Below are 24,594 nucleotides of genomic sequence, written 5' to 3' on the forward strand. Positions count from 1 at the left end.
AATTCGAATGCGCCTCCTAGTCATCTCGCTGCTGGCTCTCTTTGCCAGCCTGTCATTGCTGATTATCGGCAACTCTTTCCTGATTACCCTGCTGGGCCTGCGTTTTAGTCTGCTCGGCATAGATCCTTCCACCATCGGTATGGTGATGGTGTGTTACTCGGCCGGCTTCGTGGTCGGCTCGCTTTACGCCGATCGGGTTGTCCGCCGGGTCGGACATATTCGAGCCTTTGCCGTGTTTGCCGCCATTGCTGCCATGGCTGCCCTGATCTACCCGATGACCTACAACGTGTGGCACTGGGGAATTCTGCGCGGCATTGGCGGCCTGAGCATCGCTGCCCTGTTCATTACCATCGAGAGCTGGTTCAGTGCAGTGGCAACCAATGCCAACCGCTCCAAGATTTTCTCGCTTTACCAGATCGCCGCCTACTCGGCCACATCGCTGGGACAGCTGCTGATTGGTGGCGGCAACCCCATCAATTACGCCCTGTTTTCACTGGCCGCGCTCCTCATTATCGCCGGTATCATTCCGCTGTCGCTGTCGCGCATGAAGTCACCGGAGATCCCCGAAACCACCGAACGCATGTCCCTGCGACAGCTGATTCAGATGGCTCCACTGGGCGTCACGGCGGCCTTTACCGGCGGGATTTTTCTGGGCTCTTTCTACTCGCTGGTGCCCCTGTTTGCCAGCATGACCGGGCTGAAGAACGATCAAATCTCACTGTATATGTTCGCCTCAATTTTGACCGCCATGCTGCTGGCCTGGCCAATTGGCTGGATCTGTGACCGGGCCAAGCGCAGCTATGTTCTGCTGATCATTCTGGTCCTGGCTGGCGGAGCCAGCGCCGCCAATACCCTGGTCATCGAGCAGGATTTCACGTTGCGTCTGATTGCACTCTGCATCTGTATGGGACTGGCCTCTACGGTCTATTCCATCGGTGTCGCCATCACCAATGACATGATGGACAGCAGCCATATCATTGCAGCCAGCTCCGGACTGCTGCTCAGCTATGGCATCGGCAGTGTCATCGGCCCGCTGGCCAGTTCGGCTCTGATGAGCTATTACGGCCCCGGGGCCCTGTTTCAAATGCTGGCCGCCGCGCTGGCGTTGATGGCCGGCTACACCCTGTATCGTCAATACCGTGTACCGCCCCTGCCAGTGGAAGCCCAGGAGCATTTCATCCCGGCCATCCCGGATGTACATCCCATCCCCGAGATCGACCCGCGTAACGAAGAGTTCGTGGATACGCCAATCGAGGAGCTGTTTCATGCGGAGCCGGACGAGACTGAAAGCGGAGATGAAGGCGAACTGATGGAAGGTTCCGAAGCCTCCGAGGCAGCAACAGACCAGGTGGACACCGCAGCGACAGAAGACGACAGCGCTGCGCCTGCACCTGAAGCCGCACCCGACAGGGTGTCGGACGCAACGCCAGAGCCTCCGGAGACACCTGCCGAGACCGTCACAAGCGAAGAGCCGTCAACACCGCCCCGCAACCATCAATAACCGGGTTTGCGATTCCGGCTGTTTTCCTGATAATCGGAAACAGGGAGATGCGGAACCCTCGCCATCGGTGAGGGTCGAATCTCCCGTCAACTTTCAAGGAGAGCCCTCCATGCTTACTGCCCGCCCACGCCTGCACTACGTCACGTCCATTTTCGCCGCCACGGCTCTGCTGGGAGGCTGCAGCACCCTCAGTAGCCCACAACCCGACCTTGAAGTCTCCGGCGATGCTCTGTACCGGGAACGTATGCTGCTGCCCAGCAACAGTCGCTTGGAAGTCAGCCTGCAGGATGTGTCCCGCGCCGATGCTCCGGCGATCTTGCTGGACAAGATTGTTCGCGATGATATCGCCACACCGCCTTACCCCTTCAGTTTCAAGGTTCCGGCCAGCAAGCTGCAGCCGGGACATACCTACACCGTCAGCGCACGTATCACGCATGACGACAGCCTGATGTTCATCACGGATACTCAATACCGAGTGCTGGCCGGTGAAAAGGATACGGACCTGATGCTGATCATGGTGCGTGTCAACGATCGTGCCGCTGCCCCCCAAATGGATGACAGCGCCAAGGCTCCACTGCAGAACACCTACTGGAAACTGACCAGCCTGAATGGCACGGCCATCGAAGCAACGAAAGGACAGCGCGAAGCCCACCTGATTCTCAAACAGGACAACCGGGTACAGGGCTTTGCGGGATGCAACCAGTTCATGGGCGAGTTCAAGCAGGAAGGCAAGCAATTAAGCTTCGGTCCGATCGCCGGCACTCTGCGCGCCTGCATCCCGGGCCTGGAATACGAGCGCTCGTTCCTGCAGCTGCTGCAAAACCAGGTTAACTGGTCCATCGACGGTGAACAACTCAAGCTGAGCAACCCGGAACAGAACATCCAGGCGACTTTCAAAGCGGTGTATCTGAAGTAGACCCATCGCTCGAGCGCTGAACACCCCTGTAAAAAACCCTCTGCCGAGGGTTTTTTTATTGCCATCTCAATGCAGGACACAGCCCTCAGGACGACAGTGACAGCAAACCGGCCACATCCAACAGCCAGAGCACCAGGTTGATACTGAGAAAGGACAGGCCGGTGGCCACCACGGAGGCGGGCGAACACACATCCGATTGACCGTAACGCTGGCTGATCAGAGCCAGAACGCTGGCCATCGGCATGGCAGCCATCAGAATTGCCGTCGCCTGCATGATCGGATCGAACGGCGGCAGTATCCAGACACAAAGCGCCACCGCCGCCGGGTGCAGCAGCAGCTTGAACAGCGTCATCTGAGTGATATCCACCAGCTGTCCCTTGACGGATGTGCTTACCAGACTGCCACCAATCACGAACAGAGCCACCGCCGACGCCGACTGCCCCAGCATGCCGACCACCTGGTCCAGCGCATTCGGCACCTGAACTTCGGTCAGCGAGACCAGCCCGCCGGCAATGATCGCCAGTACCAACGGGTTGGTCATGGTTCGCTTGAACATCAGTAGCAGATTTTTCAGCGCCGTGCCCTTGCCGCCAAACAGATCGGCCAGCATCAACCCCAGTGGAATCAGTAACAGCAGATCCACCAGCATGCTCAACGCCACCGCCACTGCAGCCGCGCTGCCGAACAGCCCTCCCGCAACCGCCAGGCCGATAAAGGCGCTATTGGCCAGCGTCGACCCCAGCCCCTGAAAGGCCGATGGCCAAAGGTCCAGCCCACGGCCGCGCCAACTGAAGACAAAGGCACCCAGCAACAGGACCAGTGACCCCAACCCGTACGCACTGAGGTACCCCATATTCAGGGATTCGCTCAACGGACGCGAGGCCAGAGACTGAAACAGCAAGGCTGGCAAGGCCAGCTTGATGACATAGCTGCCCAAAGAAGGTAGTGCCGATGCTTTGACCCACTCCGCCCTGACCGCCAAATAACCGATGGCCATCAAAATGAAAACCGGCGAGGTCAGTAGCAATATATCCAACATAGGGGTTCGTTTATCTCCGTAGGCAGGGTGGAAAGGCGGCTATTGTGTCATTCCCCACAACGCCCTGTGGCGATATTTTCTCAACTCTCTGTTTCATTTTATTCACGGTTGACGACAACCAGTGGATGCCGGATGATCATACTTCTTCTTCAAGGGTCGTTATGCAGCCCCATGTGCCCAGCCACTCGTGCCGGTGAACGCCTGCCGAAGCGCGTGACGTTTCAGGGACTGCCAACCGATGATCCACCCTGTTTGTTTTCAAGGCCGCAGCCTCGTTCTGCGGCTTTTGTCGTTGTAGCGGCGGCAGCCACTGACACGGAGTTGCAAATGTCGGTACCTTTTTCATACCTCGCGGTGGTGCTGATCTGGTCCACCACACCTCTTACCATTGCCTGGAGCAGCGAGTCCGTAGACCCGGTACTGGCGGGCGGGTTGCGTATGGCCATCGCAGCGGTTCTGGGCCTGATACTGCTACGCCTGATGCGTATTCGGCTGCCACTGGGGCGCCATGCCCAAATGACCTATGCCTACGCCTCTATCGGCGTCTTCGGCGCCATGTGTTGTACCTACATTGCATCACGTTCCGTCCCTTCCGGACTGATCTCTATCATGTTCGGGCTGGCCCCTATTCTGTCGGCCGTCCTTGGCCAGTGGTTACTGGATGAACCCCGCTTTCGTGCCTATCGCTGGGCCGCCTGCCTGCTCGCTTTCAGCGGCCTGGCCGTCATCTTTACCGATGATATCGCACTGGGCGAAGACAGTCTGGGCGGCCTGCTTCTGCTACTGTTGGCCGTCACCCTGTTCAGCCTCAGTGCGGTCATGGTCAAGCGCAGCGGTGCCCAGGTTCATCCTCTGGCGCACACGGTGGGCGCTCTGCTCTGGTCGTTACCGGGCTTTGCCCTGACCTGGTGGGTACTGGGCGCCGCGCCGCTGGACGTCGACATCGGCAGTCGCTCCTTCTGGGCTATTCTGTACTTGGCACTGTTCGGCTCTCTGCTGGGGTTTGTCTGCTACTTCCATGTCCTGCGTCACCTGCCGCCCAGCACTGTTGCACTGGTCACTCTGATCACACCGGTCTTTGCCCTGATGCTGGGCCACTGGCTCAACGATGAACCCTTGACGACAGGCCTGTGGCAAGGCTGCCTGCTGGTCATCACCGGACTGGGGCTGTTCTTCTGGGGCCATCGCCTGCAACCGATGCCCGCTCGTGGAGAACAGTCATGAAGACGCTGACGCTGATTCGTCATGCCAAATCCAGCTGGGACGACCCTTTCCTGGATGATTTTGACCGACCGCTGAATCCGCGCGGTCGCCATGACCTGCCTCTGATGTGTGCCCGCATGCTGGCGCATGGTCCCGCACCGGACCAACTTATCCACAGCACGGCCCTGCGCACGCATCTCACGGCTTCGGCTCTGATTGACACTTTCAGACTGACAGATCGCGCCGTCTGCGGCACCGACAGAATCTACGAGGCCGATGTTTCCGTACTGGAGGCATTGCTTCGACAACAGTCGAATGAGCATCAGCATCTGATGCTGGTCGGTCACAACCCCGGCCTGCTGCTTTTGGCGCATTGGCTGTGCCAACAGGCTCCCGATCGGCTGCCGACGGCAGCGATCATTCAACTTGAACTGCCCCTGACATATTGGCGCGATCTTGCACCGGGCTGTGCGAGGACTGTCTGGTTCGACTACCCGAAACTGCACCGCCCCCTAGCCCCTGAACGCGATACCCTCGCATCCTCTTAACCGAAGCCGGAGAGCCCCGCCTTGAATCTCTACCTGCAAACGCTTGGCTACACCGCCAATATTGTGGCCCCGATTTTTTTCATTCTGTTCCTGGGCTACCTGCTGCGCCGCAGTCAACTGATCGATGATGCCTTTGTCGCCACCGGCTCCAAACTGGTCTTCATCATTACCCTGCCGGCACTGGTCTTCATGTCCATCGCCCGCATGGACTTTCATGCCGTGTTCAACCCCAGACAACTGGGCTATGTCATGACCGGCATTCTGATCACCTTCGGCCTGATCTGGTGGCTCGCCGCTCGCTGGATCAAGGCACCCGAAGATATCGGCGTCTTTGTTCAGGGCGCCTTTCGCAGCAACTATGGCATCATTGGCCTGGCGGTCAGCTTCAACCTGTTCGGCGACGCAGGCCTGGCGCAGGCCTCGCTGTTGCTGGCACTGGTCATTCCACTCTTCAACATTCTGTCAATCTTGTGCTTGAGCATTCCCATGCAGCGTAGCGAAAGCATGAAGCTTAGCGCCACCCTGCTGGAAATATTGAAAAACCCGTTGATTCTGGCGGTCCTGTTTGCCCTGCCGATTTCCTGGTTCGGTATTCAACTGCCGGAGCTGGTGACCAAAACCGGCACCTACTTCGCCAACCTGACACTGCCACTGGCACTGCTGACCATTGGTGCGTCCTTGAACCTGAAAAGCCTGCATGACACCTCGGCCATGGCGTTCTGGGCCACCGCACTCAAACTGGTGATTCTGCCGGTGATACTCACGTTCGGAGCCTGGCTGTATGGCTTTGATGGGGAAGAACTGGCCATCCTGATGGTTCTGTTCGGTTGCCCCACCGCCGCCGCCAGTTTCGTCATGGCTCGCGCCATGGGCGGTAACGCACAGCTGGCCGCCAATATCGTGCTGACGACGACGCTGGGATCTGTACTCACGCTCAGCGCCGGGATCTACCTGCTGCGCCTGATCGGCATGATCTGACCGCCCGGTTCGAGGATAATACTCATGCTAAACACCCTGTTTACCAGCCGCTATGAACGCCTGCTCACGGCCATCGATCGCAACGATCTGGATAAGGCAGTCAGCCTTCTGGCAAAACTGGAAGCCGAGCAACTTCAAGCACCGGGAAAGGAGGGTCATCACGCCCTGGAACGGGCCATACTGGCCGATGCCCCCGCCATCCTGGAACAGCTGCTGAAGAAGGCAGGACGCCCCCTGCCAACAGCCGCCGGTGGCACTCCGCTGATCTGTCTCGCGCTCCGGCAAACTGACAGCCTGCCTTATGTCACCCTGTTACTGCAGGCCGGAGAAGATCCGAACCTGCTTTATCAGGGCACTCCTCTGCTGCACCTGTGCGTTGAACACTGCCCACCTGATCGGTTGATGCTGCATCTGAGCCGTCTGCTGCAACAGGGTGCCGATATCGATCGGCTCGATGCCAACAATATGACACTGTTTCAGCGTGCGCTGCCGCACGGCGACCCGGCCTTACTGCAGTTTCTGCTGCAGTCTGGTGCTCGCTGTGAAACCGATTGGCTGGATGAACTGGAGGACAATACGCTGGCCACCCGGCTCAGGCGTGTACTGGATGACCTGCGTATTCAAAAAATGATGCTGGGGCGCTGATCAGCCGTTCAGGCTCACCCCAAGGCGCGGAATTTCAATCGCCGGGCAGCGATCCATGACCACGTCCAGCCCGGCCGCTTCGGCACGCTCGGCCGCGTCTTCGTTGATAACCCCCAGCTGCATCCAGACCGACCGGGCCCCTACTGCAATCGCTTCGTCCACCACATACCCGGCATCAACCGAGTTGCGAAAGATATCCACCATATCCACATCGCCCTCAATCTCGGCCAGAGAGGCAACGACCGGCTGGCCCAGCAGCTGCTGGCCGGCCAGTGACGGGTTAACCGGGACCACCTCGTAGCCACTGTTCAGCAGATACGACATCACCTGGTAACTGGCCCGGTGCGGCTTGGCACTGGCCCCTACCAGGGCAATACGGTGACTACGCTCGAGCAGTGCTTTGATTTTTTTATCCTGCATGTTGCGTGTTTCCTTTACAAATCGGACATTCGGGATCGGGACGCAGCTTCATGCTGCGCCATTGCATGCGTTTGCCGTCCAACAGCAATAGACGGCCCGTCAGTGACTGCCCCACACCGGCCAGAAGCTTCAGCGCTTCCATTGCCTGCATACTGCCAATCACACCCACCAACGGCGGAAAAACTCCGGATTCACTACAGGTCAACGCCTCGTCATCCGTATCCCTGCCATACAGACACTGATAGCAGGGTGAATCGGGCTGGCGTGGATCATAGACACTGATCTGTCCATCAAAACGAATGGCGGCACCGGACACCAGAGGCGTGCCGGCATCAAAACAGGCCTTGTTCAGAGCAAAGCGGGTGACAAAGTTGTCACAGCAATCCAGTACCAGATCAACCTGTTTCACTTCGTCCCGCAGCGCCTCACCCTCCAGTCGCCGGGCGACAGGCGTAATGCGAACATCCGGGTTAATCGCAGCCAGGGTGGCTGCTGCCGATATGACTTTATGCTCGCCGCAGGCCTTCTGACTGTGGATAACCTGGCGCTGCAGGTTGCTCAGCTCCACCTGGTCATCATCGACCAGTACCAACTCGCCAACACCGGCTGCCGCCAGATAGGCGGCCGCTGGGCCACCCAGTCCGCCCAGCCCCAGAATCAGCACGCGTGCCTGGCACCAGGCATCCTGACCGGCAATGTCCACTTCCGGCAACATGATACTGCGGCTGTAACGCAGCAGCTGCTGGTCATTGAGCATCGATGCCTCCTTTACCACCCCGCCAGAGGCCCTGAGTGACTCGCTCGTTACCGCCCAGATCACGCTCTGTACGTACATCCACATAACCCAGGGACTGCAGCAGTGCGCGCACCGCCGCCCCCTGATCATAACCATGCTCAAACAGGAGCCAGCCGCCAGGACGCAAAAACGCTCGAGCCTGCTCCGCAATCAGGCAAAGATCCGCCATTCCCCTGTCTTCGGCCACCAGCGCCGACAAAGGTTCAAAACGCACATCACCCTGACGCAGGTGCGGGTCGTTGGGATCGATATAGGGAGGATTGCTGACAATCAGATCAAAATATCCACTGAGCGGCTGGCACCAGCTGCCGGCAAGCACCTCAACATTGGCAAGGTGGCAGGCCTGTGCATTCGATCGAGCCAAGGCCACCGCCCCGGCATTCAGGTCGGTGGCGATCAGCTGCCAGCGGGGACGCTCACTGGCCAGTGCCAGCGCGATTGCACCGGTACCGGTGCCCAGATCAGCCACCCGAGCAGGACGATCCGGCAGCAATTGCAACGCCAGCTCAACCAGAGTTTCGGTATCCGGCCGAGGAATCAGTGTATCCGGACTGACCCTGAGCCTGAGCGTCCAAAAGTCCCGATAACCCAGCAGGTGAGCCACCGGTTCACCCTGCATGCGCCGGGTCAGCAGCTGTTTGAAACGTTCCTGCTGATCAGCGCTCAATTTGGCATCCGGCCAGGTAAACAGCCAGCTGCGAGACTTACCGAGCACATCGCACAGCAGCAGTTCAATATCCAGCCGCGGCGTATCACTCAGTTCGGCCAGCTCCGCCGCACAACCCAAAGCCTCGGCGACACTCATCTCACTCATTGGACAGGTTACTGAGCTGCTCGGCCTGATATTCATTGCGCAGCGGCTGCACGACCTGGTCCAGGTCGCCCATCATCACTTCGTTCAACCGATAGAGGGTCAGATTGATGCGGTGTTCGGTCAGTCGCCCCTGCGGGAAGTTATAGGTACGAATGCGCTCGGAACGATCGCCCGAGCCTACCAGACTTTTGCGCGCACTGGCCTGCTCCGCCTGCTGGGCATCCAGTTTTGCTTGCTGCAGGCGCGACGCCAGCAGCGCCATCGCCTTGGCTCGGTTCTTGTGCTGCGAGCGCTCTTCCTGGCATTCCACCACCAGCCCCGTCGGCAGGTGAGTCAGGCGGATAGCCGAGTCGGTCTTGTTAACGTGCTGTCCACCAGCCCCCGAGGCGCGGAAGGTATCCACGCGCAGGTCGGCCTTGTTGATTTCAATTGCGGCAGCTTCATCCATTTCAGGCATCACCGCAACGGTGCATGCCGAGGTGTGAATACGCCCCTGCGACTCGGTTTCAGGCACACGCTGTACACGGTGCGCACCCGATTCGAACTTCAGGTGAGCATATACGTCTTCGCCCGCCACACGGCTGATGATTTCCTTGTAACCGCCATGTTCGCCTTCGCTGGCGCTGACGATTTCGATCCGCCAGCCTTTCTGTTCGGCATAACGCGAATACATGCGAAACAGATCACCGGAAAAAATGGCCGCCTCGTCACCGCCAGTGCCCGCCCGCACTTCCAGAAAAACGTTGCGATGATCATTCGGGTCACGCGGCAACAGCAGAATCTGCAATTCCGCTTCCAGTTCGGTCATGCGCTCACGTGCCGTACCGATTTCATCACGCGCCATTTCGCGCAGGTCCGCGTCATCCTCGGCCAGCATCTCTTCAGCCGAAGCCAAATCCTGCTCGGCCTGCTGCCAATCGCCAAAGACCTTGGTGATATCTTCCAGATCGGAATATTCGCGGGAGTAGTCACGGAACCGATTCTGGTCCGTGATGACCTCGGGTTCACTTAACAGCGCGGCCAACTCTTCATGGCGGTCGCACAGCTTTTCCAGCTTGCTTTTGATCGATGCTTTCATGACAGCGTAGAGTCCTGGGCTGAGTCGTTCACCCGACCGGGTCGGAGTCGTTCAGCTGATAAAGTTCCTGAGCCAGTTGCAGCACTTCCGAGCGCCCTTCCGATGAAGCATGGCGCAACTGCACCGTCGGCTGATGTAGCAATTTGTTGGTCAAACCATGCGCCAGACGGCGCAGGACTTCCTCGGCCTCCCGGCCGTTACGCAGCTGCCGAAGCCCCTTTTCCAACTCCTGCCGGGCGACTTCATGGGCCTGACCTCGCAACTGGGTCAACGTGCCGACCGCATCCAGTTCACGCAGTTGACGCATGAACTCCAGCGCGCCGGTCTCGATAATGCCTTCGGCTTCCGTCGCAGCACTCTGACGCTCACGCTGGTTTTCCTCGATCACTTCTCGCAGGTCGTCGACCGTATAGAGATAAACATCATCCAGGTCACCCACCTGCGGCTCGATATCTCGCGGTACCGCAATATCAACCATGAAAATGGGGCGGTGTTTGCGTTTTTTCAGCGCAACCTCGACCGCGCCCTTGCCCAGGATCGGCAACTGGCTGGCAGTCGAGGCGATCAGGATATCGGTGTTCGGCAACTCTTCGGGAATCTGGCTCAGCTCGATAGCTCGGCCGTCAAACTCCTCCGCCACAGCCAATGCCCGTGCCAGTGTACGGTTGGCCACGGTAATATGCTGTACGCCCGCGCGCTTGAGATGACGCGCCACCAGCTCGATGGTTTCGCCGGCTCCAATCAGCAGTGCGCGACTGGCACTCAGATCGGCAAATATATGCTGGGCAAGGTTGACCGCCGCATAGGCCACGGAAACCGGGTTCTGACCGATAGCCGTTTGCGTCCGCACATCCTTGGCCACCGAGAAGGTCGTCCGGAACAGACGCCCCAGTTCCACACTGGCCAACCCTTCCGCCTGTGAAACCGAATAGGACGACTTCAACTGGCCGAGAATCTGCGGCTCGCCCAATACCAGCGAGTCCAGCCCACAGGCTACTCGCATCATGTGCCGCACCGCTTCTTCATTCCAATAGGCGTAAGAGCAGCGATGCAATTCATCCACATCCAGCCCGTGATAATCGCCCAGCCATTCCAGGAGCGCACGTGTGCCTTCAAGCTCCGTTGCACAGTAGAGCTCGGTTCGGTTACACGTCGACAGAATCGCCACTTCAGACAACTGAGCCTGACAGCGTGCCTTGTGCAGCGCATCGGCCAGGGCTTCAGGTGCAAAGGCGACCCGCTCCCGCACCTCGACCGGTGCCGTTTTGTGATTGATTCCCAATGCCAGCAAAGCCATAAACGGTTCGCATCACCCCATTACAGACAAGCGCGACATCATACACCTTTGCAGCCTCCGGATTAAGCCGTCCGCATCTGTTCCCCGTGCAAGGAACCCAAACACCTATCCGTTGACCAATCCATATGGGCATGACAGTTGGTAACTCCCTGCTCTATAGTGAGCATTCAACCCTCCTGCAGGACCGGAAACGTGTATCGATTCAGCAAACGGCCTTTATTGATCAGTCTGCTTACCGGACTGATACTGAGCGGCTGCGGCAGCCAGACTCATCAGCCGACGGCGGCTTCGGCAACGATGGCATTCACGCCTTCGCCCTATACAGCGGGCGAACTCAACGCCAACAGTCTTTATCACCTGCTGACCGCCGAACTGGCCGGCAAGCAGGGGCGTTTCGACCTGGCGCTGGAGCACTACCTGCAGGAAGCCGAAGCCACCGGCGATGCCGCCATTGCCGAACGTGCCACACGCATCGCCCAGTTCCTGCGCCGCTCGGACGCCGTGTTGCAGGCCAGCGAGCTCTGGCACCAGGCTGACCCCGCCGCACTGGAACCCCTGCACCTGCAGGCCAATATTCTGCTGCATGAGGGCCGCTTCGACACCGCCCTGCCACTACTGCGTACCCTGCTCGAACAGGGTGGTGATGAAGCACTGGCCTTGATCGGAGGCCGCGTCAACGAAATGTCGCCTGCCACGGCCGGGCACTACTACCGCCTGCTCACGGAACTGCAGACCGACACATCCGGCCGGACCGACCTGCTGCTGACCCGCGCCCTGCTGCTGAAACAGCAGCAACAGCCGACCGCTGCCGCCCGTCTGTTGGAGCAGGGCCTGAGGCAATCCCCCGGCCAGGCCGAACTGACTCTGCAACGCGCCGAGCTGTACCGCAAGCAAAACGCTCCCGCCCAGGGCCTGGCCCTGGTGGAACGCGCGCTGAAAACGAACCCCGAACACCAGCGCCTGCAAGCCACGCGCGCTCAGCTGTTACTGCTAAGCGGACAGCCGACCCGCGCCTGGCGAGCCATTCAGGATCTGCTCGCCCTGCAGGACAACCCCCAGCTGCAGTATTACTTTGCACTGCTGTTGCTTGAAAATGAACGCTGGCAGGAAAGCCGCCAGCTGCTGGATCAACTGCTGGAGAGCGACCCGGATACAACCGCGCCACACTTTTATCTCGGCATGATCGCCCAAGCGCAACAGCAGTCCGAGCAGGCCCTGCGCCATTTCCTGCAGGTCGAGGACGGCCCCAACCTGATACCAGCCTATGCCCGCGCTCTGGCACTGCATGAACTGCCGCAGCAGGCACCGGAAGTGGAAGCCCTGATCGATTTTGCTTCCCGCAAGCACCCGAATGAACGCGAACCTCTGATCATTTTGTACGTCGAGTGGCTGCAACAGCAGGAGCTGCGCGAGGTGGCCCTGGAGACACTGAACGAAGCCCTGCAGACCACCCCCGACAGCGTCAACCTGCTCTACACCCGTGCCATGCTCAGCACTGCGGAAGAGTCGGAGCGAATGATTGCCGACCTGCGCCGGGCGCTTGTACTCGCGCCGGAAAATCCCATGGTGCAGAACGCGCTGGGATACACCCTTACCCTGTACACCGAGCAGCTGCACGAAGCACACGCACTGATCAGCCAAGCGCTGGCACAACAGCCCGAAGATGCCGCGACCCTCGACTCCATGGGCTGGATTCTGCACAAACTGGGACGTCACGGTGAAGCCCGTCACTTCCTGCAACAGGCTTACACCATCTACCCTGACCCCGAGGTCAGCAGCCACCTGATTCAGGTCCTCTGGGCACTGGGCAAAGAAGACGAAGCCCGCCAGTTGCTGAATAAGGAACTGCAACTGCACCCCGATAACGAGCACCTGCTGCAGGCATCCCATGCCATGGGAGCCGAGCACTGATGCGTTTACTGCTTCCCCTGTTACTGCTGACCGCCCTGCTGGGCGGCTGTAGCCTGACACCATCACAACAGCTCGGGCCCACCCTGACAATCGACCCCGAGCAGGCGCAACAACTGCAACAATGGTCGGCGGAAGGACGTATCGGTATCCGCTGGACCGAAGACAGCCAAAGCGCCAACCTGGACTGGGAACAGAACCTGGACCGCTACCAGATCCGCCTCAGCGGCCCCCTGGGTCAGGGCGGCCTGCGCATCACCGGCAGTGACCAAAGCGTCACCCTGCAGCGCTCCGGCGATGATCAAACCCACCAGGCTCCGACACCGGAAGCCCTGATGCAGCAACTGCTTGGCTGGCATCTGCCCCTGACCCAGGCACAGTACTGGATTCGTGGCATTCCCGCACCGGACACCCAGGCACACCCCCTGACCGGCCCGGTGACCGGTTTTATCCAGTCCGGCTGGCAAATCGAATACACCCGCCTGACCCAAGCCATCGGTAGAGTGCTGCCGGAAAAACTGCGCCTGTCTCGGGATGATCTGCGCATTACCGTGATCATCAATACCTGGGCGCAACCGGATGCGCCCTGAATACCTGGACAAGAATTTCGATTCAGGGGTTGATTTTTACCCATCCCTTGTAGAGAATATGCGCCTTCTTGGAGCGTGGTCCACACCACAGGAGACGACTGGGGTATCGCCAAGCGGTAAGGCACTGGATTCTGATTCCAGCATGCGTAGGTTCGAATCCTACTACCCCAGCCAATTACCATGACTGACTTCCTCTCTACTACATCAAACTCCGACGCAATCGAGAAGGTAATCGCCGTGTCTAAAATGATGGTCTTCACCGGCAATGCAAACCCGGAGCTGGCTCAGAAAGTTGTCGAACGCCTCGATATTCCGATGGGCAAAGCACAGGTAGGCCGTTTCAGCGACGGCGAAGTCAGTGTTGAAATCCAGGAAAATGTGCGCGGTAAAGACGTGTTCATTATCCAGTCCACTTGCGCACCAACCAATGACAATCTGATGGAGCTGATTGTTTTTGCTGACGCCATGCGTCGCGCCTCAGCTACCCGCATCACGGCTGTTATTCCCTATTTTGGCTACGCCCGCCAGGATCGCCGCCCACGCTCTGCACGTGTCGCGATCAGCGCCAAGGTCGTTGCCAGCATGCTCGCCAACGTTGGCATCGACCGTGTTCTGACCGTCGACCTGCATGCCGACCAGATTCAGGGCTTCTTCGATATCCCGGTTGATAACGTGTACGGCTCCCCAATACTGCTGGATGACATCGTCGACCAACAGTACGAAGACGTAACCGTTGTATCCCCCGACGTCGGCGGTGTTGTCCGCGCCCGTGCCGTTGCCAAGCAGCTCGACTGCGACCTGGCAATCATCGACAAGCGTCGCGAACGCGCCAATGAATCCCAGGTCATGAACCTGATCGGTGACGTCTCCGGTCGCACCTGCATTCTGGTCGACGACATGTGTGATACTGCCGGCACCCTGTGCAAGGCGGCCAAAGCACTCAAGGACAAGGGCGCTGTACGCGTGGTTTCCTATGTGACCCACCCGGTTCTGTCTGGCCCGGCAATCAACAACATTATCGGTTCCGAGCTGGATGAGCTGGTCGTCACCGACACTATCCCGCTGTCCGAGCAGGCACAGAAGTGTGACAAGATTCGTCAGCTGTCTCTGTCGCCGCTGTTGGCAGAAGCGGTTCGCCGCGTCTGCAACGAAGAATCCATTAGTGCCATGTTCCGTTAAGCGAATCTGGCGCTGACCCACGGGTCCAACAAGACCCGTGAACTGCCCGGCTCCCGTGGAGCCACAACATGCTGCATGCTTCTGGTCGCGGAGGTATGCAGCTTTAATTTATTAAGGTGTAAAATCACATGTCTACTTTTACTGTTAGCGCTGTTATCCGTGACGATCAGGGGAAGGGTGCGAGCCGCCGCCTGCGTCGTGAAGGTCTGGTTCCGGGCATCATCTACGGTTCTTCCGAGCCGAAAGCAGTTTCCGTTATCGCACGTGAACTGTACCGCATGCTGCTGGAAGACGGCTTCTACTCTTCTATCCTGACACTGGACCTGGAAGGTAAAGAAGAGAAGGTCATCATCAAGGACCTGCAGCGCCACCCGTCCAAGCCGGTTGTTCTGCACGCCGACTTCCAGCGCATCGACGAAAACCAGAAGATCAAGCTTCAAGTGCCGCTGGCGTTCGTTAACTTCGAAAAGTCCGCTGCCTCCAAGGCCGCAGCCAAGTTCGCCAAAGAAGCGTCTACCGTTGAAATCCTGTGCCTGCCGAAAAACCTGCCGGAAGTACTGGAAGTAGACCTGTCCAACATCGAACTGGGTCAGATTGCTCACTTGTCCGACATCACTCTGCCGGAAGGTGTTGAAATCGCAACCCTGCGCCGCGGCGCTGACCGTGACCAGAGTGTCGGCTACTGCTACGCTCCGCGTGGCGCCAAAGCCGGCAAGTAAGCTTAGGCGACAGGCACTGGCATGAAGGACCGGATTCAACTGATCGTCGGTCTCGGCAACCCCGGGACAGAATACAGCCAAACCCGCCACAATGCCGGTGCCGAGCTGGTGGAGCAGCTTGCTGCCCATCAGCACACCGCATTACAACCGGAGAAGAAATTCTTCGGCCTCCATGGCAAGGTCATCATCGACCACCGCCCCGTACACCTGCTGATTCCAACTACCTATATGAATCGTAGCGGGCAGGCGGTTGCGGCACTTGCCAATTTCTACAAAATTCCCACCAGTGACATACTCGTCGTGCATGATGAACTGGATATCCAGCCCGGCACTGCTCGCCTGAAACAGGGCGGCGGCCACGGTGGACATAATGGTCTGCGTGACATCATCAGCAAACTGGGGAATGATCGAAATTTTTACCGCCTGCGTATCGGCATCGGCCACCCCGGAAGTGCGGCCCAGGTCTCGGGATTTGTCCTGAGCAAGGCCCCGGTAGCCGAGCGTGATAAAACTCAGGCGGCAATCGACGAAGCTCTGCGAGCCCTGCCCCTTGCCGTCAATGGCGACTGGGCCAAGGCCATGAACCAACTGCACAGCTTCAACGGCTAACTTCAATTACAGGATCTAAGCATGGGTTTCAAATGCGGTATTGTCGGCCTGCCTAACGTCGGCAAATCTACGCTCTTTAATGCCCTGACCAAAGCAGGCATCGACGCTGAAAACTTCCCGTTCTGCACCATTGAGCCGAACGCTGGTGTTGTGCCCATGCCGGACCCTCGCCTGAATGCACTGGCTGAGATCGTCAAGCCCGAGCGCGTACTGCCCACCACCATGGAATTTGTCGATATTGCCGGCCTGGTTGCAGGCGCATCCAAGGGTGAAGGCCTGGGCAACAAATTCCTGGCCAACATCCGCGAAACCGATGCTATTGCCCATGTGGTACGCTGCTTTGAAGATGACAATGTCATCCATGTCGCCAACCGCATCCATCCATTGGAAGATATCGAAACGATCAACATGGAACTGGCACTGGCAGATCTGGAGTCCTGCGAGAAGCAGCTGCAGCGCGTTCAACGCACCGCAAAAGGGGGCGACAAGGATGCTATCGCCACCAAGGCACTGCTGGAAAAACTGATTCCTCACCTGGAAGAAGGCCAGCCGGTACGCTCCCTGGTACTGGATGAAGCCGAGTTGAAGCTGGTACCGACCCTGCACCTGCTGACCACCAAGCCGACCATGTATATCGCCAACGTCTCTGAAGACGGCTTTGAAGGCAACCCTTACCTGGATCAGGTAAAAGAGCTGGCCGCTTCCGAAAATGCAGAAGTTGTTGCGATCTGTAACAAGCTCGAATCCGAAATTTCCGAGCTGGAAGACGATGAGCGACTCGAATTCCTGCAGGATATGGGCATGGAAGAACCCGGTCTGGACCGTGTTATCCGCGCCGGATACAGCCTGCTGGGCCTGCAGACATACTTCACCGCCGGGGTGAAAGAAGTCCGAGCATGGACCGTTAAAATCGGTGCTACCGCGCCTCAGGCCGCCGGTGTGATCCACACTGACTTCGAGAAAGGCTTTATCCGTGCCGAAGTGATCAGCTACGACGACTTCATCGCTCACAAGGGCGAACAAGGGGCCAAGGACGCCGGTCGCTGGCGTCTGGAGGGCAAGGAATACATCGTCAAAGACGGTGATGTGGTCCACTTCCGCTTCAACGTATAAGCCCTGCGCCTGACACCGACTCCGGTGCCAGGCCCGTCATGGCAGGCAATATCGCTTTGCGCCTGCCATGACCATGCTTCTGGACTAGAAGCGCACACTCATCTGAATATACCCTTCCTGCACATCACTCTCGTCTGAATGCTCGCCCCGGTAACCAAAGCTGATATCGGTATTTTCCGATACCGGCACAACCAGTCCCGCATCCAGCACAACCGTATTTTCGGCAATCGGCGCGCCCTTGATCGTAAAGCGGCTGTCACCACTCAGGAAACGGTGCTCACTGACCGTATCAATATCCTCAACAGCATGGCGCCAGCTGATAGAGCCCTGCACACGCACCGGCAAGGGATCCGCGCCCAGCTCAGCACCACCGCGCACACCGACACTGGCAAAACCGGTACTCGACTCCGTGCGCCCCACCCCCAAAGCCGCCGAGCCTCCAGATTCCGTGAAGCTATCATTGCGCTGGTTCAGCCAGGACAGGCCCACAAATGGCTGTACCCAGCCATTATCGGACTCGAAGCGATAGCCCGTTTCGGCAAAGGCTTGCCAGCTACTGGCGTCGTAATCGGCTTTCAGTGTCTGACCCAGCGCATGCCGTTGCGTTTGCAACTGGTGCTGCCCGAACGTAGCCCCTAACCCCAGGTGCCAGTTGCTCTCCCAGTGGCGGGAGGCATAAACACCCAGATACAGACTATCCACTTCCGCAGAGGATGACCGCGCAGCAAGGTCCATATCACTGTCCTGATAGCCACCCAGTACCCCAAGGCGCCAGCCGTTTTGCAGGTAGCCATCCGCGCCCAGCAACAGGCCCCGGCTTTGGCTATCCAATGTCGCGATGCCCCTCTTGCCATTCAGTTCAGCGTCGCTGTACAACATGTCGAACCAGAGTCCGCTACTCTCATCCTTGGGGGCATACTGCAGCCGCTCCAGTGCCGCCAGACGAATGCCGCCGCTCTGTGTCGCCAGCTGGGCGCGTGCACTGGCATGCAGCTCCCCCGACAGCGCATTCAACGCCGCCCTAGCCTGGGCTTCACTCATATTCAGAATCTGGTCATAGAGTGGATGCCCTGCCGCCAATCTGAAGGCGCTACCACCGGTGCGACACTGGTTGCCGGACATGCCATCCAGACAGAAGCTCTGAATGGGTTCCGGTTCCGGTTCTGGCTCGGGTTCTGGCTCAGGTTCCGGCTCAGGTTCCGGCTCAGGTTCTGGCTCAGGTTCTGGCTCAGGTTCTGGCTCAGGTTCTGGCTCAGGTTCTGGCTCAGGTTCTGGCTCAGGTTCCGGCTCAGGTTCCGGCTCAGGTTCCGGCTCAGGTTCCGGCTCAGGTTCCGGCTCAGGTTCCGGCTCAGGTTCCGGCTCAGGTGGCGGCGTGATGACCCGCAGATCACTGATCAGGTAATAGGCATTGCCGTCATCGTCGGTACGGAAATCCAGATAGGCGTAGTCATCGGTCACGGTCTGCTGGCCGTTAACGGTCAAGCCACCAGCAGCCTGAACCAGAGTATAGCGGGCGCCGTCAGCATAGTTGGTCGAGCCATTGTCGGTGCCGTTTTCCGGTGTCACATGGACCAGCGCGCCATCCTCGATGGTGGCACTGCCGGCCACATCCAACAGGTCATTATGAGTACCGGCGGTGGTGCCGCCACCGATCAGTTCCACCTCGTAGGTGGCCCCAGTTCCCAGGGTCCAGTCACCGCCCACCGCGAGCGTACCGATGGAGTTGCCTGGAGTGATGGTACCGCTGTTGACAGTGACGTTACCCACTGACCCGCTGCCACCGAGGGCACCGCCGTTGACGTTGATGGATGAACGTTCGATAGAGCCATTAACCAGCAGAGTGCCATCTGAAATAGTGGTGCCACCGCTGTAATAGTGCGTGCCGGTCAGGATGGTTGTGCCGCTACCACGCTGATGAACGCTACCCGAACCGCGGCTCTCTCTCGTATCAGCCGCCAGAGTCAGAGTGTTGGTCTGGTTGAAATTGATAATACCCGTACTTTCATTCCCATCATCCAAACCGATTTCAATAGTATCGGCTCCAAGTGCCCCAGCGGTACTTGCCACGGACAGGTCCTGTCCGCCAAAATTGAGCACCCCCGTACCTTCATACCCCGCCAGGTAAAGAACTCCCTCGTCAATCGATGCACTACCACCATTTTCCAGTGTCAACGAACCAGTGCCATGCAGCCCAACCAGCATATTACCGGCATTCAGCGAAGACCCTGGACCACTGACCCTTACCGCAGAGTCAGAGCCAACACGTACCCCGTGGGCGACATCCACAACACCTTCGTCATGAATTCTCAGGATGCCCGAACCGCCGCTATTCATATCGATGCTACCGTCAACCTGCCAATGGGCACCGGTACCGCCAATATCGACCTCACCCGCGCCTGCCTGCCCAATGGTGGCTTGCGCACTAGCGACAAGACTTCCAGGCCCAATCTCCAGAATGCCAGTCTGTCCTGCAGTATCACCCACGGTCATCTCTGCAGCTCCATGGCTGATGCTGCCGCCCTCGCGCACGGCCAGGGTGCCATTGGAAAGGGTGGTGCCACCGGTGTAGGTATTGGTGCCAGTGACAATCAGGGTACCGGAACCCTCTTTGCTCAGAGATACCGGCGTGGTGCTTTCTCCCAGAAGGCCGCTAAAGGTAGCACTGTCTGTGCCCTCTACGGTAAACGTAAAGCCGGGGAAGTGATCCGGGAAGGACAGGTGATCACTGAAGGTTGCGCCATCCGCGAGGGTCAGGCCGGTACGGTAGCTTTCAGCCGTCAGGTCGTTGCCATCACCGCCCGTGGTAGAAAGCACAGAAAACAGTTCACCGTCACTGCCGAGGCTGCCTGTACCCGGAGTAAAGGTGCCAGCGATGAGATCTGCCCCATCATTGTCAATCAGGGTGTACTGACTATGGATTGGCAGGCTGTCTAGCGCATCCAGGGCGATGATGTCGATAACCACACCATCGTTCAGGGTAACACCACCGGCCACCGCCAAAGTGTCCGAGTCCCCGGCACTGTCCACCTCAAATTGCAGTGTGGAACCGGTGTTGGCTGTCACATTGCCGGTGCTGAGCGTGCCAATGGAGTTGCCCGGCGCCAGAGTACCGCCATTGAGCGTGACACCCGCCAAGGAGCCGGTGCCACCCAACACACCGCCACTCACTAGAGACTGTGAACCAGCGATAGAGCCATTGACCAGCAGGGTGCCATCGGAAATGGTGGTGTCGCCGGTGAAGGTGTTGGTGCCGGTCAGGATGGTGGTGCCGGTGCCACGCTGGTTGACGCTGCCCGTTCCACCGCCTTGTACGATATCGGCCGCCAGGGTCAGGGTGTCGGCCTGGTTGAAATTGATGGTGCCCGTGCCTGATGAAGCGGTAGTGCCGATTAGGAGACGGTCAGCGTCGAGCACGCCCGCAGTGGTCGGATCAGCAAGGTCGTAAGCGCCAAAATTCAGAGTGCCCAGGCCGCCGGAAGAGACCCCTAGATAAACCGCTCCACTGCCACCATTGATAGAAGCCGTCCCTCCGTTCGCCAGGGTCAGAGTGCCGTTTCCTTCACGGCCCAGTTGCAGAGACAGCGCCTTGAGCTCCGAGCCGACGCCGTCCACCGTTACCCGACCAGTGGCACCCGGGTTATTGCCCACGAAAAGGATGCCGGCAACCTCTACTTCACCTCCATCGCGGATCTCAAGGGTGCCCTCGCCACGGGCTCCAACATAGAGATGATCTGTCAGCCGCCATCGCGCGCCACTGCCTTCGACGCGAACCTCCCCGGCACCGTAGGTGCCAATAAACGACCGTTCACTGGTCACCGAACTGCCCGCCCCAATCTCCAGGGTGCCGGTCTGGCTGGCGACATCGCCCACATACATCCGCGCCGCACCATGGCTGATGCTGCCGCCATCCTGCACTGACAGGGTGCCGTTGGAGATACGGGTTTCGCCGGTGTAGGTGTTGGTGCCTGTGAGGGTCAGGGTGCCGCTGCCGGTTTTGGTGAGAACACCGGAGCCTGAGTAGTCACTTATAACTCCAGAGAAAAGCGTGTTGGTATCCAGGGCGCCGACTTCCAGGCTTTTCCCGTCATCAATCGTTACCTGACCACTGCCTTCAAGACTACCGATGGCACCAGACTCGAACAGCCTTAGCTCTCCATGGACGATATGTCGGGATGCGGCGCTAAGAGTGTTCGACGTGCGCCAAACATTCGCCAAAACCCCGCCAATTTCTATGGTGGTATCGCCGGTGTAAAGCCCGCCATCATTGCCGGCCAGATGAACGGCCACACCTTCTGAAACCCTGAGCCCCCCCGCTCCCGATATACCGCTTTTAAAATAGACGTTTTTGTTCGATGTTGGACCACTGGCAGCTACCCTAAGAGTGCTGTCGAGCACTACCTCGGGGTTAATATCTACATCAAACCAAGCATCCAAAGGTGATGACACATCAATTGTCGCGTCGGCCCCGTCAAAAGTGAGCTTGTCTGCGGCACTAGCGGCATCGACGACAATCACTGGGAAAATCGGGTTCGAGGTGGAGAAGCTCAGCCTGTTCACGGTGAGATCACCAAGATCGTGGGTCGAGCCGTTTCCGTAGTCAAAATCAAAATTCAGCTGCAGGTCCGCACCAGAAACCGGCACCGTGCCATCCGCCCAGTTGACACCATCCGACCAGCTCCCGTACGGCGCGATAAAGGTTTCCTCCACCGCCCCGGCGGGCGATACCCCCAGCAGCAGGCCGCTGAGCAGCACAGAGGCTTTGGTTTTACCCTTGCGGCGGCTGATTTCTGCAACCGCCATCCAGACCTGAAGCGCCTGATTCCAGACAACACGATAGGCGTGATTCATGAGTACCTCCCTGTAAACTTATGCTGGCCCAATGGCTGGCTCGAATGTTAATCCTCGATTATCGTCAAACGGCTGTTGGCCCACTATCGGATATCCGCAAACAACGCCTGCCCTTAGGATTAATCCGGGCGTTGTGCGAGGGTTTCGGATGGCCGCTGCCCGAACAGGTGCTTGTATTCTTGGGAAAATTCGCCCAGATGGACAAATCCCCAGCGCATGGCGACTCGGGTGACGGTTGTGTGGGCCGGCAGTGCGATTAACAGCTCTGCACGTACCCGGTTGAGCCTCAGCGTACGCAGATAGGCAACGGGAGTGAGCTGCATGGTGCTGCGAAAGGCATACTGCAGCGTACGTTCCGACACGCCGGTGGTGGCGCACATATCGGTAATGGAGGGCACCTGTCCCACTTGCAGGCAGGCATCCATGTAGTCTCGGGCGGTCGAGACCAGCCGCTGGGCTCGCCAGCCGGCACGGACGCTGCGGCAGACACCGGTATCGATCGCGGTTGCCTGGCTGAGCGCAACAACAACGCTATCACGCAGCAGCCGGGCGCAGTTGGCCAAGGGCAGCAGGCCTTCCGGTCTGCGGTGATGAAGCAGGGCGCTGAAATCAGCCATCAGACCGGCCGTGAGCTTGCTGTTGAACGCTTGCGGCGCTTCAGGACGCAGTACCTCATTGCCCTGACCAAGGATACGCGCCCCGTCCAGCAGACTGTCTTGATCGAGACAGAGGTAGAAGGTTTCGCTTGCCGGCATCACTCGGATATCCAGCTCCGCGTCTTTGGGCAAAAAATAGAGCCAGGAATCCATCGGGCTTAAAAACTGGGAAAAGCGCATTCCGGGGCTGACTGTTTTCGCAATGGACAGCGCACAGAGGTTGCCTTGGGTGACACCCCTTTTGTGGACCGCCTGGTTCTGGTGCTCATGTACCAGATGCATGCCATCCAGTGTCAGCGTTGCACACGCCCCCTGGTAATGCCCCGGGCTTAACTGATGCATTTCCAGATCAAGCCAGGGCTGAGCAGCCGCCTGCCGAGAGGCATCGTCCAGTTGATGATGTGCCTGCTTGCGTTCAACATTCATCGATAAACGATGCATGTGACTGATTTTCACTGCAAGCATTGTGTTTTATGATTTTTGCGCATTTTTATGCGTTTTGAACACTCGATCAGTTCTGGTAGCGTAAAAAAGAACTGTGTGGTCTTGCCCCCAACTGACTCAGTCTTTGGCCTACCATGAATAAAAACAAAAATGATTTTGAACACCTGAACAGCGATAGCCGTGCCCTTTGGGACTTTGAGGCGCAGGACTTTCCACTGCCGGATGGCGGCGGCATGGGGCGTCTGCAACGCTTTGATTTCAATAATGTGCTGCGGCTTTATCGGTCCGAATTCCGGGTCCAACGTGATTGCGTTATCGATACCAGTGCTGGCGAATCCGAACTGCCCAACCTGCTCTGCAGCGTACTCCTGTTAAGCGGCGAAATGCTGCTGGAAACCCCGGATGGCAAGCAATACAAAATCACACCTCAGTCCGGTATCGTTTACCGTGTGCGAGATAACGGCACCCGCTTTCTTATGAAAGGCGGCCAGACGCTTCGACATATTGGCGTGGCCGGTAAAATCTCCGGTCTGCACAAACAGCTTGGCGAAACACTGCCCGGCGCCCTCGCCTGCTTTTCCTCATTTCCCGAGTCCGGCGTTGTCAGCCGTAAAGTACCGGTCAACACCCGCCTGCGCAGGCTGCTGGCCTATGTGTTTTCACCCGGCGCCTGCGCATCCGACCCACTTCAGGAAATTGCGCTGGAAGGGGTGTCCATGTCTATTCTGGCCGAGATGGCTCGAACCATACTGGCTGGCGATACCGAGTGCGAGGAAAGAGCCTCACTCTGGGGGGAGCAGATTTTCGATAACCTGACGGCCTATATCCGGTGCAATCTGGACGCGCCACTCAAGGCAGAGGATCTTTGTCAGCGTTTCGGCATTCCTCGGCGCCAGCTCAGCCAATTGTTTCTGGTATCGGCACAGTGTACGCCCCGGGAGTTTCTGCGCCGCGAGCGGCTTGAGCGCGCACGGGAACTGATCGAGCAGGAAAGCGTTCCGGTCAAGTTGGTTGCGGCTGCGGTGGGCTACAGCCATGTCAGCAATTTTTCCAAAGCCTATCGTGATTACTTTGGCGAAACGCCAGGCCATACGCTACGGATGAGCGCGATCAATACAACCACTGATGAATAAGTGCTTGACGCCACAAACGCCCCCGTTTTGTCGTATAGGTACGGTAACCTGCCCCCTGTTTGCGCCCAATTATGACCACCCCTCATTTTTTTAAACTTCTTGTCTTTCAGAGGGTTGACAGAGTTACGAATTAAGGGAATAATCTGCGGCCTTGAAAGCA

The 24,594-nt window shown here is 58.4% G+C and carries 21 protein-coding genes and 1 tRNA gene; 14 read left to right on the forward strand and 8 right to left on the reverse strand.

All coding sequences use genetic code 11. The annotated features are described in order from the left end of the window. Positions 1–7 precede the first annotated feature (7 nt). On the forward strand, positions 8–1,501 hold the full coding sequence (locus H1S06_RS12560; protein WP_181740717.1) for an MFS transporter: 1,494 nt from the start codon (positions 8–10) through the stop codon (positions 1,499–1,501). Between the two features lie 109 nt (positions 1,502–1,610). Further along, on the forward strand, positions 1,611–2,417 hold the full coding sequence (locus H1S06_RS12565; protein ID WP_181740719.1) for an META domain-containing protein: 807 nt from the start codon (positions 1,611–1,613) through the stop codon (positions 2,415–2,417). Between the two features lie 85 nt (positions 2,418–2,502). On the opposite strand, the gene H1S06_RS12570 is transcribed toward H1S06_RS12565, so the two are convergent. Next, positions 2,503–3,456, reverse strand: coding sequence for an AEC family transporter (locus H1S06_RS12570; protein ID WP_181740721.1), 954 nt, complete (start codon positions 3,454–3,456; stop codon positions 2,503–2,505). 327 nt (positions 3,457–3,783) lie between these two features. Between H1S06_RS12570 and H1S06_RS12575 the strand changes: the two genes are divergently transcribed. Genes H1S06_RS12575 through H1S06_RS12590 form a run of 4 tightly spaced genes read left to right on the forward strand, consistent with a single transcriptional unit; the run spans position 3,784 to position 6,830 of the window. After that, positions 3,784–4,680 (forward strand): DMT family transporter, encoded by an 897-nt coding sequence (locus tag H1S06_RS12575; RefSeq protein WP_181740723.1) that lies wholly within the window; start codon positions 3,784–3,786, stop codon positions 4,678–4,680. Continuing rightward, complete coding sequence (locus H1S06_RS12580) at positions 4,677–5,207, forward strand: SixA phosphatase family protein (RefSeq protein WP_181740725.1); 531 nt, start codon at positions 4,677–4,679, stop codon at positions 5,205–5,207. Before H1S06_RS12575 ends, H1S06_RS12580 begins: the two co-directional genes overlap by 4 nt. 21 nt (positions 5,208–5,228) lie before the next feature. Further along, positions 5,229–6,185 (forward strand): AEC family transporter, encoded by a 957-nt coding sequence (locus H1S06_RS12585; protein WP_181740727.1) that lies wholly within the window; start codon positions 5,229–5,231, stop codon positions 6,183–6,185. A 24-nt stretch (positions 6,186–6,209) separates the two neighbouring features. After that, on the forward strand, positions 6,210–6,830 hold the full coding sequence (locus tag H1S06_RS12590; protein WP_181740729.1) for an ankyrin repeat domain-containing protein: 621 nt from the start codon (positions 6,210–6,212) through the stop codon (positions 6,828–6,830). On the opposite strand, the gene H1S06_RS12595 is transcribed toward H1S06_RS12590, so the two are convergent. The 5 genes from H1S06_RS12595 to hemA are packed head-to-tail and all read right to left on the reverse strand — an operon-like array spanning position 6,831 to position 11,235. Next, entirely contained in the window at positions 6,831–7,250 is a 420-nt protein-coding gene (locus H1S06_RS12595; protein WP_181740731.1) for a CoA-binding protein, read from the reverse strand. Next, positions 7,240–8,007, reverse strand: coding sequence for a molybdopterin-synthase adenylyltransferase MoeB (gene moeB / locus H1S06_RS12600; RefSeq protein WP_181740733.1), 768 nt, complete (start codon positions 8,005–8,007; stop codon positions 7,240–7,242). Before moeB ends, H1S06_RS12595 begins: the two co-directional genes overlap by 11 nt. Further along, on the reverse strand, positions 7,997–8,851 hold the full coding sequence (gene prmC / locus H1S06_RS12605; RefSeq protein ID WP_255483071.1) for a peptide chain release factor N(5)-glutamine methyltransferase: 855 nt from the start codon (positions 8,849–8,851) through the stop codon (positions 7,997–7,999). The genes moeB and prmC overlap by 11 nt, the downstream gene beginning before the upstream one ends. A gap of 1 nt (position 8,852) precedes the next feature. Then, positions 8,853–9,938, reverse strand: coding sequence for a peptide chain release factor 1 (gene prfA, locus H1S06_RS12610; RefSeq protein WP_181740737.1), 1,086 nt, complete (start codon positions 9,936–9,938; stop codon positions 8,853–8,855). Positions 9,939–9,966: 28 nt separating this feature from the next. After that, positions 9,967–11,235 (reverse strand): glutamyl-tRNA reductase, encoded by a 1,269-nt coding sequence (hemA, locus tag H1S06_RS12615; protein WP_181740739.1) that lies wholly within the window; start codon positions 11,233–11,235, stop codon positions 9,967–9,969. 192 nt (positions 11,236–11,427) lie between these two features. Here hemA and H1S06_RS12620 point away from each other — a divergent pair, with 192 nt between their 5' ends. The 7 genes from H1S06_RS12620 (at position 11,428) to ychF (ending at position 17,353) form a co-directional block, all read left to right on the forward strand. Further along, entirely contained in the window at positions 11,428–13,146 is a 1,719-nt protein-coding gene (locus tag H1S06_RS12620) for a tetratricopeptide repeat protein (RefSeq protein WP_181740741.1), read from the forward strand. Then, complete coding sequence (lolB, locus tag H1S06_RS12625; RefSeq protein WP_181740743.1) at positions 13,146–13,733, forward strand: lipoprotein insertase outer membrane protein LolB; 588 nt, start codon at positions 13,146–13,148, stop codon at positions 13,731–13,733. The genes H1S06_RS12620 and lolB overlap by 1 nt, the downstream gene beginning before the upstream one ends. A 99-nt stretch (positions 13,734–13,832) precedes the next feature. Continuing rightward, positions 13,833–13,907: transfer RNA gene (locus H1S06_RS12630), tRNA-Gln, on the forward strand. A gap of 63 nt (positions 13,908–13,970) precedes the next feature. Beyond that, positions 13,971–14,912 (forward strand): ribose-phosphate pyrophosphokinase, encoded by a 942-nt coding sequence (locus H1S06_RS12635; protein ID WP_181740745.1) that lies wholly within the window; start codon positions 13,971–13,973, stop codon positions 14,910–14,912. 128 nt (positions 14,913–15,040) lie between these two features. Further along, positions 15,041–15,631: a 50S ribosomal protein L25/general stress protein Ctc gene (locus tag H1S06_RS12640; protein ID WP_181740747.1), complete on the forward strand. Its 591-nt coding sequence runs from the start codon at positions 15,041–15,043 to the stop codon at positions 15,629–15,631. A gap of 21 nt (positions 15,632–15,652) precedes the next feature. Then, positions 15,653–16,240, forward strand: coding sequence for an aminoacyl-tRNA hydrolase (gene pth / locus H1S06_RS12645; RefSeq protein WP_181740749.1), 588 nt, complete (start codon positions 15,653–15,655; stop codon positions 16,238–16,240). Between the two features lie 21 nt (positions 16,241–16,261). Beyond that, complete coding sequence (ychF, locus tag H1S06_RS12650) at positions 16,262–17,353, forward strand: redox-regulated ATPase YchF (protein ID WP_181740751.1); 1,092 nt, start codon at positions 16,262–16,264, stop codon at positions 17,351–17,353. Positions 17,354–17,437: 84 nt separating this feature from the next. Here ychF and H1S06_RS12655 read toward each other — a convergent pair whose 3' ends face one another. Together H1S06_RS12655 and H1S06_RS12660 are read right to left on the reverse strand one after the other, a co-directional pair. Beyond that, complete coding sequence (locus tag H1S06_RS12655; protein WP_181740753.1) at positions 17,438–22,201, reverse strand: autotransporter domain-containing protein; 4,764 nt, start codon at positions 22,199–22,201, stop codon at positions 17,438–17,440. Positions 22,202–22,320: 119 nt separating this feature from the next. Continuing rightward, positions 22,321–23,298 (reverse strand): helix-turn-helix domain-containing protein, encoded by a 978-nt coding sequence (locus H1S06_RS12660; protein WP_181740755.1) that lies wholly within the window; start codon positions 23,296–23,298, stop codon positions 22,321–22,323. 137 nt (positions 23,299–23,435) lie between these two features. On the opposite strand from H1S06_RS12660, the gene H1S06_RS12665 reads away from it, so the two are divergent. Next, positions 23,436–24,434, forward strand: a complete 999-nt coding sequence (locus H1S06_RS12665) for a helix-turn-helix domain-containing protein (RefSeq protein WP_181740757.1) — start codon at positions 23,436–23,438, stop codon at positions 24,432–24,434. Positions 24,435–24,594: the final 160 nt, after the last annotated feature.

This window comes from Marinobacterium marinum (assembly GCF_013868415.1).
In the GTDB taxonomy this organism is placed as follows: domain Bacteria; phylum Pseudomonadota; class Gammaproteobacteria; order Pseudomonadales; family Balneatricaceae; genus Marinobacterium; species Marinobacterium marinum.

Bases quoted from the DNA above. Each gene is read 5' to 3' on its own strand.
- H1S06_RS12580 (WP_181740725.1), top strand. From the start codon at position 4,677: ATGAAGACGCTGACGCTGATTCGTCATGCCAAATCCAGCTGGGACGAC.
- H1S06_RS12660 (WP_181740755.1), bottom strand. From the start codon at position 23,298: ATGCATCGTTTATCGATGAATGTTGAACGCAAGCAGGCACATCATCAA.
- H1S06_RS12570 (WP_181740721.1), bottom strand. From the start codon at position 3,456: ATGTTGGATATATTGCTACTGACCTCGCCGGTTTTCATTTTGATGGCC.
- lolB (WP_181740743.1), top strand. From the start codon at position 13,146: ATGCGTTTACTGCTTCCCCTGTTACTGCTGACCGCCCTGCTGGGCGGC.
- pth (WP_181740749.1), top strand. From the start codon at position 15,653: ATGAAGGACCGGATTCAACTGATCGTCGGTCTCGGCAACCCCGGGACA.
- H1S06_RS12575 (WP_181740723.1), top strand. From the start codon at position 3,784: ATGTCGGTACCTTTTTCATACCTCGCGGTGGTGCTGATCTGGTCCACC.
- H1S06_RS12640 (WP_181740747.1), top strand. From the start codon at position 15,041: ATGTCTACTTTTACTGTTAGCGCTGTTATCCGTGACGATCAGGGGAAG.
- H1S06_RS12655 (WP_181740753.1), bottom strand. From the start codon at position 22,201: ATGAATCACGCCTATCGTGTTGTCTGGAATCAGGCGCTTCAGGTCTGG.
- hemA (WP_181740739.1), bottom strand. From the start codon at position 11,235: ATGGCTTTGCTGGCATTGGGAATCAATCACAAAACGGCACCGGTCGAG.
- prfA (WP_181740737.1), bottom strand. From the start codon at position 9,938: ATGAAAGCATCGATCAAAAGCAAGCTGGAAAAGCTGTGCGACCGCCAT.
- H1S06_RS12560 (WP_181740717.1), top strand. From the start codon at position 8: ATGCGCCTCCTAGTCATCTCGCTGCTGGCTCTCTTTGCCAGCCTGTCA.
- H1S06_RS12665 (WP_181740757.1), top strand. From the start codon at position 23,436: ATGAATAAAAACAAAAATGATTTTGAACACCTGAACAGCGATAGCCGT.
- H1S06_RS12595 (WP_181740731.1), bottom strand. From the start codon at position 7,250: ATGCAGGATAAAAAAATCAAAGCACTGCTCGAGCGTAGTCACCGTATT.
- H1S06_RS12565 (WP_181740719.1), top strand. From the start codon at position 1,611: ATGCTTACTGCCCGCCCACGCCTGCACTACGTCACGTCCATTTTCGCC.
- H1S06_RS12590 (WP_181740729.1), top strand. From the start codon at position 6,210: ATGCTAAACACCCTGTTTACCAGCCGCTATGAACGCCTGCTCACGGCC.
- ychF (WP_181740751.1), top strand. From the start codon at position 16,262: ATGGGTTTCAAATGCGGTATTGTCGGCCTGCCTAACGTCGGCAAATCT.
- prmC (WP_255483071.1), bottom strand. From the start codon at position 8,851: ATGAGTGTCGCCGAGGCTTTGGGTTGTGCGGCGGAGCTGGCCGAACTG.
- moeB (WP_181740733.1), bottom strand. From the start codon at position 8,007: ATGCTCAATGACCAGCAGCTGCTGCGTTACAGCCGCAGTATCATGTTG.